Below are 8,044 nucleotides of genomic sequence, written 5' to 3'. Positions count from 1 at the left end.
GACTCTTGCCGTAAGAGTTTTACAATAAAACCTTCTGATTCATTTGGGCGTGAAGTTGTTGGCATGTTTGTTAGAACTTTAGAAAATTTTTCACAACAGGATTTGACAGAATTTAAAAAATTATTGGGGAAAGTGGACAAAAAAGAAAGTGCTTTTTAGGGATAGGTTTGAAAATCCTATTCCCTAACCTTTATTTATTTATCCCGAACCTTAAAAAAGATATGACAAATCAATAACTTATTTGCCATATAAAATTAAATGGTGGGCGATGAGAGACTCGAACTCCCGACATCCTCGGTGTAAACGAGGCGCTCTACCAGCTGAGCTAATCGCCCAATGCAATGATCAGCAATCGAATGAGCACTCTTTAAGGAAAAAAAATTGTAAACGCAACAATAAAGATGATGTTTGACGATTTTTTTAAAAAAATGCATAAGTTTGCTTGACATCAATGAATGAACCCCTTACACGACCGCTTATACCAATCATAAATTGGTTTGGAATGTGCGAGTGTAGCTCAGTTGGTTAGAGTGCTGGCCTGTCACGCCGGAGGTCGCGGGTTCGAGCCCCGTCACTCGCGCCATTTCTAAGTTTCTTTATCAAATCCTGTTTTATTGAGTAAAATGCCTTTGTATGCAGAATATATAGACGTAAAGTGTTAGCTTTAGAGTACTCTTTAAAATAGAGATTTTTCTTCTTTTTATGTGCTTTATAAGAATAAGGCTTGCGTCTTTTTTTGCTCTGCGTTACCTATGCCGATAGGAAAAGTGCCGCCCAACATGTCATTAAAATCATACGAGCGGGATTAACAGAGCAATTAATAATTTCTATTTGATTTAATAATGTGGAGTGATTACGTTAATTCATATCATTTCATTTAAGGTGGAAGCAGATTATGACTCATTTATTGAGCTCTTATTTACCGGTTTTGATCTTTATCATTGTTTCAGCAGTTATTGCGGGGGTTCTTTTAATTGTGCCTTATATTGTGGCTTATCGTTCTCCTGATCCAGAAAAATTATCGGCTTATGAATGCGGGTTTAATTCGTTTGATGATGCGCGCATGAAGTTTGATATTCGTTTTTATTTAGTATCAATTTTGTTTATTATTTTTGATCTTGAAGTTGCTTTTCTTTTTCCTTGGGCAGTTTCGTTTAGTTCGATAGGGATTTTTGGCTTTTGGTCAATGATTGTGTTTTTAGCACTTTTAACTATCGGATTTATATATGAATGGAAAAAAGGAGCTCTTGAATGGGATTAATATCTGACAATTCAATGATGATTGCTCCAAAGTCAAAAGGGATTATTGATCCCAATACGGGCAAGTTGATAGGTGCTGATGACGAGTTCTTCCGTGATGTGAATGCTGAATTATCAGATAAGGGATTTTTAGTTACCTCAGCAGATGCCTTAATCACTTGGGCGCGTACCGGATCTCTCATGTGGATGAGCTTTGGTTTGGCTTGTTGTGCTGTCGAAATGATGCAGTGTTCCATGCCTCACTACGATAATGAGCGTTTTGGATATGCACCACGCGCTTCACCCCGCCAATCAGATGTGATGGTCGTAGCGGGTACTCTAACAAATAAGATGGCACCGGCTTTAAGAAAAGTCTACGATCAAATGCCAGAGCCGCGTTATGTGATCTCTATGGGGTCATGTGCAAATGGTGGTGGATATTATCATTATTCTTATTCAGTTGTACGTGGCTGTGATCGTATTGTGCCTGTGGATATTTATGTTCCAGGGTGTCCTCCTACAGCGGAGGCATTGCTCTACGGTATATTATTGTTACAGAAAAAAATCCGTCGTACTGGTTCTATAGAGCGATAGGGGATGCATTGTTATGATGAATGAAACATTGGTTGAACTTGCTACCTATTTGAAAAGTAGATTAGACGATAAGCTTGAAGAAACCATTTTGGCATTTGGTGAATTGACTATTGTTTCGCGTCTTGATGCAATTACAGACGTTTTAATGTTTGTTCGTGATGATTCTCGCTGTCAGTTTATTAATATTACAGATATTAGCGGTGTTGATTATCCGTTTCGTGATAAACGTTTTGATGTTTCTTATCAACTCTTATCTCCTCGGGAGAATTTACGCTTGCGTGTTAAAGTGCGTACTGATGAAAATACTCCCGTTGCCTCTGCATGTTCTATTTACCCTGGGGCAGAGTGGTATGAGCGTGAGACGTATGATATGTATGGAATCTTATTTTCAGGGCATCCTGATTTAAGGCGAATTTTAACGGATTATGGTTTTGAAGGGCATCCTTTGCGCAAAGATTTTCCTGTAACTGGATTTGTTGAATGTCGTTATGATAATGAGGTAAAGAGAGTGGTTTATGAGCCGGTTGTTTTGCGACAAGAGATGCGTAATTTCGACTTTCTTTCTCCTTGGGAAGGAGGGCAACATGTTTTACCATGTGATGAAAAAGGGGATGTCAATAAATGACATTGAAGCAGGTAAGGCTTAAGATGAGAGTCTAAATTCTTAGAATAACCGAGTTCTTAGTAATGAGAGTTTTTATTAATATTTGATATCAAGTTTTTTAGAAAAGCAAGGGGTTGATTGTGGCTGAGGTCAATGTTCGGAACTTTAATATCAATTTTGGACCGCAGCATCCTGCAGCGCATGGGGTTTTGCGCATGGTTCTGGAATTAGACGGTGAAGTTGTTGAGCGTGTAGATCCGCATATTGGATTGTTGCATCGCGGTACCGAAAAATTAATGGAAACAAAAACCTATCTTCAAGCTGGCCCTTATCTGGATCGTTTAGATTATGTTGCTCCTATGAACCAAGAGCATGCTTTTGTACTTGCTATTGAAAAATTATTGGGCGTTGAGGTTCCAAAACGAGGGCAGTTAATACGTGTTTTGTTTTCTGAAATTGGGCGTATTCTTAATCATTTACTTAATGTAACAACGCAGGCAATGGATGTTGGTGCACTGACGCCACCACTTTGGGGATTTGAGCAACGCGAAAGATTGATGATTTTTTATGAGCGTGCGTGTGGAGCACGTCTTCATGCCAATTATTTTCGTCCTGGTGGTGTGCATCAAGATTTACCAGAATCTTTAATTGAAGATATTGGCAATTTTATTGATCCGTTTCTTATTGCTCTTGGTAAGCTTGATGCACTTATAACGCCAAATCGGATTTTTAAGCAGCGTAATGTAGATATTGGGGTGGTGAGTATTGATGAGGCTTGGGCGCGTGGTTTTTCTGGGGTTATGATTCGTGGAGCCGGTGTAGCATGGGATTTGCGTAAGAGCCAACCTTATGAGTGTTATGATGAAATGGAATTTGATATTCCTGTAGGTAAGAATAGTGATTGTTATGACCGTTATTTGATTCGTATGGAAGAGATGCGGCAATCAGCAAAAATTATGCGCCAATGCGTGAAACGTTTGCTTAGTACTGAAAAAAATGGACCAGTTTCGAGTTTAGATCGTAAAATTGTACCCCCAAAGCGAAGCGAAATGAAAAGTTCGATGGAAGCGCTTATTCACCATTTTAAACTTTATACGGAAGGCTTTCATACTCCTCCTGGTGAGGTATATGCTGCTGTGGAAGCTCCAAAGGGTGAGTTTGGAGTTTATCTTGTTTCTGATGGTACGAATAAACCTTATCGTGTCAAGTTGCGTGCTCCTGGTTTTGCTCATCTTCAGGCTATGGACTTTTTAACCAGAGGGCATATGTTGGCGGATGCTACCGCTATTTTGGGTTCGATTGATATTGTTTTTGGGGAGGTTGATCGCTAATGTCCGTACGCCGTCTTGCAGATGATATCTATCAGCCTACAGAGTTTTCTTTTACAAAAGAAAATCAGATGTGGGTGAAAGATACCATAGAAAAATATCCTGTCGGGCGTGAGCAGTCTGCTGTTATTCCATTACTCATGCGTGCTCAAGAGCAAGATGGCTGGGTGACACGTGCTGCGATTGAACATATTGCGCAGATTCTTTCCATGGCTTATATTCGAGTTCTAGAGGTTGCAACTTTTTATACTCAGTTTCAACTCAAACCCGTTGGAACAAAAGCACATATTCAAGTTTGTGGAACAACTCCCTGTATGTTACGTGGATCTGATGAATTGATTAAAGTTTGTCAGAAAAGAATTCATCATGATCCTTTCGTTACTAATCCGGATGGAACATTATCATGGGAAGAGGTAGAGTGTCTTGGCGCTTGTGTTAATGCTCCCATGGTTATGATTTTCAAGGATACTTATGAAGATCTTACAGCTGAGCGTCTTGAAGAAATTATTGATGCATTTGAAGCGGAAAAAGGTTCTGAAATAGCGGTTGGTCCACAAAATAGCCGTAAATCATCGGAGCCGATTAGCGGTTTAACTTCTCTTATTGATGAAGAAAAGAAGTCACTGAAATCTTCAAAGAAAAAGGATAAAGAAGGAATGGAAGCATAGTAAATATTTTTTCTGATAAAAGATATTTTATTGTTTTATTCATTGCAGAAACATTTGATGAAAAATAAAAATTTTTGAAAAAATGTTTAAGAATTGCGTTTGAGGAAAAGCTAAAAATGCTACGGGTAATAGAAAAAAAGGTGGGGTATGCTAGCTGATAAGGATCGCATTTTCACCAATCTTTATGGTTTAAAAGACAAATCACTAAAAGCTGCAATGTCGCGTGGGCATTGGGACGGTACCAAGGCGATTATTGAAAAAGGCCGTGACTGGATCATTGATGAGGTCAAGGCATCAGGTTTGCGTGGACGTGGTGGTGCGGGTTTTCCTACTGGAATGAAATGGTCATTTATGCCCAAACAAAGTGATGGTCGTCCTCATTATTTGGTTGTAAATGCCGATGAATCAGAGCCTGGAACATGTAAAGACCGTGATATTTTACGCCATGACCCCCATACTCTCATTGAAGGATGTGCAATTGCTACTTTTGCCATGGGAGCAAATATTGCTTTTATTTATATTCGGGGTGAATATATTCGTGAGCGTGAAGCGCTTCAAGCTGCTGTTGATGAATGTTATAGTGCAGGTTTGCTTGGCAAAAAAACGAAATATGGGCATGCATGCGATATTATTATTCATCATGGTGCGGGTGCTTATATTTGTGGTGAAGAAACGGCTCTTCTTGAGAGCCTTGAGGGAAAAAAGGGACAACCTCGGCTTAAACCACCATTTCCTGCCAATATGGGAATTTATGGTTGTCCAACGACCGTCAACAATGTAGAATCTATTGCCGTTGTTCCAACGATTTTACGCCGTGGTGCTTCATGGTTTTCATCAATTGGACGTGCAAATAATGTTGGAACGAAATTGTTTATGGTTTCTGGGCATGTAAATGCACCTTGTACATTTGAAGAAGCTCTTGGTGTTTCTTTTCGTGAGTTAATTGAAAAACATACAGGCGGTATTCGTGGCGGATGGAATAATCTTTTAGCAGTTATTCCAGGCGGGGCTTCTTGTCCAGTCGTTCGTGGAGAAGATATGGTTGATGCGATCATGGATTTTGATGGGATGCGTGATGTAGGGTCTTCTTTTGGTACTGGGGGTGTCATTGTTATGGATAAAACAACCGATATTATTAAGGCAATTTGGCGTATAGCTGCTTTCTTCAAGCATGAAAGTTGTGGTCAATGTACGCCGTGTCGTGAAGGTACTGGGTGGATGATGCGTCTTTTAGGGCGTATGGTTGAAGGAAGAGCGCAAAAGCGCGAAATTGACCTTTTGTTTGAAGTCTCTAAACAGGTAGAAGGGCATACTATTTGCGCTCTTGGTGATGCAGCCGCATGGCCTATACAGGGATTGATACGTAATTTTCGTCCAGAAATTGAGCGTAGAATTGATGATTATACGCGAAATGTCGTGCAAAGAAAAAATCCTGCTTTGGAAGCGGTTGGATAGAGGTTTTTGTTTTATAGAGCAATGAAATGCAAATTTAAGTGGATTATCCGCAGGCTGGATGAGTGATGATAAATATCAAAGTTGATGGTAAAGAGATTGAAGTCCCTGATTACTACACGTTGCTTCAAGCTGCTGAAGCTGCTGGTGCTGAAGTGCCACGTTTTTGTTTTCATGAAACTTTGTCAATTGCTGGAAATTGTCGCATGTGCTTGGTTGAGGTTAAGGGAGGACCTCCAAAACCTCAGGCGTCTTGTGCGATGGGGGTGCGGGATTTACGAGCAGGGCCTAATGGTGAAGCGCCAGAAATTTTTACCAATACAGAGATGGTAAAAAAAGCACGTGAAGGTGTGATGGAGTTTCTGCTCATCAATCATCCTTTGGATTGTCCTGTCTGTGATCAGGGGGGAGAGTGTGATCTTCAAGATCAAGCAATGCTCTATGGACGCGATTGTTCTCGATATACAGAAAATAAGCGTGCTGTAGAAGATAAATATATTGGACCACTTGTAAAAACTGTTATGACACGCTGCATTCATTGCACACGTTGTGTTCGTTTTACGACAGAAGTAGCAGGTATTTCTGAACTTGGATTGATCGGTCGTGGTGAAGATGCTGAAATTACGACATATCTTGAAAAAGCCATGACATCTGAGTTGCAAGGCAATGTTATTGATCTTTGTCCCGTTGGAGCTTTAACTTCAAAGCCTTATGCATTTCATGCACGTCCTTGGGAGTTGAGTAAAACAGAATCAATTGATGTCATGGATGCACTTGGGAGTGCAATCCGCATTGATAGCCGTGGTCGTGAAGTCATGCGGATTATGCCGCGGATAAATGAAGATGTAAATGAAGAATGGATTTCTGATAAGACACGTTTTATTTGGGATGGATTACGTACGCAACGCCTTGATAGGCCATATGTACGCAAAGATGGAAAACTTCAGTCTGTAAGTTGGACAGAAGCTTTTGAAAAGATAAAAATGGTGGTTTCTAAAACCTTACCAGAAAAAATGGGGGCAATTGCAGGGGATCTTGCGTCCATTGAAGAAATGTATGCACTTAAAAAATTACTCATTTCACTAGGATCTAACCTCTTTGATTGTCGTCAAAGAGGAATGGCTTTATCTTCTCAATTAGGGCGTTCGAGTTATATTTTTAATCCAACGATTGCAGGTATTGAACAGGCTGATGCATTGCTTATTGTGGGCTCTAATCCGCGCCATGAAGCAGCTGTTTTAAATGCGCGTATTTTAAAGCGTCAACGGATGGGACAGTTTCCCATCGCCTTAATTGGTGAGAAAGTCGACTTACGGTATCCTTATTCTTATCTTGGAACTGGTACGGATGCATTGAGTGCGCTTATTCGTGGAGAAGATGCGTATTTTAATGTCTTAAAAGAAGCGAAAAGGCCGCTTATCCTGATTGGGGAGGGGGCTGTTTCAGGTAAAGAAGGTTTAGCTATTGTAAAAAATCTTGCCAAATTAGCTGATAGTGTTGGAGCTCTTAGTGCGGAATGGAATGGCTTTGCAGTTCTTCACAATGCAGCATCAACGGTTGGGGGATTGGACATTGGTTTTACTTCTGAGCTTGGGGTTGCAAATATTCTTAAAACCTGTGAAGTTTTATTTTTGCTTGGTGCTGATGAAGTAGAATTAGCCAATACAAAAGCTTTTGTAATTTATATTGGTAGCCACGGTGATAATGGTGCACATGCTGCTGATATTATTTTGCCGGCATCAGCTTATACTGAAAAATCAGGACTTTATGTGAATACAGAAGGACGTGTGCAAATGACAAATCGGGCTGGTTTTGCTCCAGGTGAGGCGAAAGAAGATTGGGCAATTTTACGTGCCTTATCGGATATTTTAGGGCAAAAACTTCCATTTGATACCCTTTCTCAGTTAAGACAGAAACTCTTTAATGATTATCCGCATCTTTGTGCCATTGATGATATCATACCTTCTGATATAGATAATCTTAAAGCGCTTGGTTCACATATGGTTACTCTGGAACGGCAAGCATTTACTTCTATGGTTAGAGACTTTTATTTGACAAATCCGATAGCGCGTGCTTCTGCAGTTATGGCTGAATGTTCATCTCTTGCGAAAAATCGTGCCACGCAAGCTGTAGGGTAGGGGCAGAGGGAAAAGAATAAT

At 40.2% G+C, this 8,044-nt stretch carries 7 protein-coding genes and 2 tRNA genes; 8 read left to right on the top strand and 1 reads right to left on the bottom strand.

All coding sequences use genetic code 11. The annotated features are described in order from the left end of the window. Window positions 1–259: 259 nt before the first annotated feature. Window positions 260–335 (bottom strand) — tRNA-Val (locus tag PVV68_RS06890). A 171-nt stretch (window positions 336–506) separates the two neighbouring features. On the opposite strand from PVV68_RS06890, the gene PVV68_RS06885 reads away from it, so the two are divergent. The 8 genes from PVV68_RS06885 (at window position 507) to nuoG (ending at window position 8,023) form a co-directional block, all read left to right on the top strand. Further along, window positions 507–583, top strand: a tRNA-Asp gene (locus tag PVV68_RS06885). 312 nt (window positions 584–895) lie between these two features. Beyond that, entirely contained in the window at window positions 896–1,261 is a 366-nt protein-coding gene (locus PVV68_RS06880) for an NADH-quinone oxidoreductase subunit A (RefSeq protein WP_273721358.1), read from the top strand. After that, entirely contained in the window at window positions 1,252–1,833 is a 582-nt protein-coding gene (locus PVV68_RS06875; protein ID WP_273721356.1) for an NADH-quinone oxidoreductase subunit B family protein, read from the top strand. The genes PVV68_RS06880 and PVV68_RS06875 overlap by 10 nt, the downstream gene beginning before the upstream one ends. Window positions 1,834–1,849: 16 nt before the next feature. Beyond that, window positions 1,850–2,458: an NADH-quinone oxidoreductase subunit C gene (locus tag PVV68_RS06870; protein WP_273721367.1), complete on the top strand. Its 609-nt coding sequence runs from the start codon at window positions 1,850–1,852 to the stop codon at window positions 2,456–2,458. Between the two features lie 119 nt (window positions 2,459–2,577). Further along, window positions 2,578–3,768 (top strand): NADH-quinone oxidoreductase subunit D, encoded by a 1,191-nt coding sequence (locus PVV68_RS06865; protein WP_273721355.1) that lies wholly within the window; start codon window positions 2,578–2,580, stop codon window positions 3,766–3,768. Continuing rightward, entirely contained in the window at window positions 3,768–4,433 is a 666-nt protein-coding gene (nuoE, locus tag PVV68_RS06860; RefSeq protein WP_273721353.1) for an NADH-quinone oxidoreductase subunit NuoE, read from the top strand. The genes PVV68_RS06865 and nuoE overlap by 1 nt, the downstream gene beginning before the upstream one ends. A gap of 147 nt (window positions 4,434–4,580) precedes the next feature. Continuing rightward, on the top strand, window positions 4,581–5,888 hold the full coding sequence (gene nuoF, locus PVV68_RS06855) for an NADH-quinone oxidoreductase subunit NuoF (RefSeq protein ID WP_273721351.1): 1,308 nt from the start codon (window positions 4,581–4,583) through the stop codon (window positions 5,886–5,888). A gap of 65 nt (window positions 5,889–5,953) precedes the next feature. Continuing rightward, window positions 5,954–8,023 carry an NADH-quinone oxidoreductase subunit NuoG gene (gene nuoG / locus PVV68_RS06850; protein ID WP_273721349.1) on the top strand — a complete coding sequence of 690 codons (2,070 nt, stop codon included), beginning with the start codon at window positions 5,954–5,956 and terminating at the stop codon, window positions 8,021–8,023. The last annotated feature ends 21 nt before the right edge of the window (window positions 8,024–8,044 follow it).

Origin of the sequence: Bartonella sp. ML69XJBT, from assembly GCF_028618515.1 — a bacterium.
Classification (GTDB): Bacteria; Pseudomonadota; Alphaproteobacteria; order Rhizobiales; family Rhizobiaceae; genus Bartonella.
This window is presented reverse-complemented; position numbering and strand designations above follow the sequence as displayed.